Raw genomic sequence first — 1,102 nt, 5'->3', positions numbered from 1 at the left:
GGGTCGAAGCGGAGAATTTAAGCCCCAGTAAACGGCGGTGGTAACTATAACCATCCTAAGGTAGCGAAATTCCTTGTCGGGTAAGTTCCGACCTGCACGAATGGCGTAACGACTTCCCTGCTGTCTCAACCACAGACCCGGCGAAATTGCAGTACGAGTAAAGATGCTCGTTACGCGCGGCAGGACGAAAAGACCCCGGGACCTTCACTATAGCTTGGTATTGGTGTTCGGTTCGGTTTGTGTAGGATAGGTGGGAGACTGTGATGCCTCAACGCCAGTTGGGGTGGAGTCGTTGTTGAAATACCACTCTGATCGTATTGGACATCTCAACCTCGGCCCGTGATCCGGGTTAGGGACAGTGCCTGGTGGGTAGTTTAACTGGGGCGGTTGCCTCCCAAAGAGTAACGGAGGCGCCCAAAGGTTCCCTCAGCCTGGTTGGCAATCAGGTGTTGAGTGTAAGTGCACAAGGGAGCTTGACTGTGAGACTGACAGGTCGAGCAGGTAGGAAACTAGGGACTAGTGATCCGGCACCGGCTTGTGGAAGCGGTGTCGCTCAACGGATAAAAGGTACCCCGGGGATAACAGGCTGATCTTCCCCAAGAGTCCATATCGACGGGATGGTTTGGCACCTCGATGTCGGCTCGTCGCATCCTGGGGCTGGAGTAGGTCCCAAGGGTTGGGCTGTTCGCCCATTAAAGCGGCACGCGAGCTGGGTTTAGAACGTCGTGAGACAGTTCGGTCTCTATCCGCCGCGCGCGTAGAAACTTGAGGAAGGCTGTCCCTAGTACGAGAGGACCGGGATGGACGTACCTCTGGTGTGCCAGTTGTCCCGCCTGGGGCATGGCTGGTTGGCTACGTACGGAAGGGATAACCGCTGAAAGCATCTAAGCGGGAAGCCTGTTCCAAGATTAGGTTTCTTTTGAGGTCCCCTATAGATGATGGGGTTGATAGGCCGGATCTGGAAGCATCGTAAGGTGTGGAGGTGACCGGTACTAATAGACCAAACATTCAACACACAAAGTGTGAATTACAGGGTTTTTGCTCGCGTCCGTTATTCAGTGTCTGGCATGACACCACCCACCCAAAGTTGTGGTGGGGATGG

Annotated in this window: 1 rRNA gene (cut by a window edge); it reads left to right on the top strand. The window is 54.5% G+C overall.

The features are described 5' to 3' along the window. Positions 1 to 1,017, top strand: a 23S ribosomal RNA gene (locus QP982_RS10585) (it extends 1,654 nt beyond the left edge of the window). Positions 1,018 to 1,102 lie beyond the last annotated feature (85 nt).

Source organism: Corynebacterium sp. MSK019, assembly GCF_030232425.1.
In the GTDB taxonomy this organism is placed as follows: Bacteria; Actinomycetota; Actinomycetes; order Mycobacteriales; family Mycobacteriaceae; genus Corynebacterium; species Corynebacterium jeikeium_D.
This window is presented reverse-complemented; position numbering and strand designations above follow the sequence as displayed.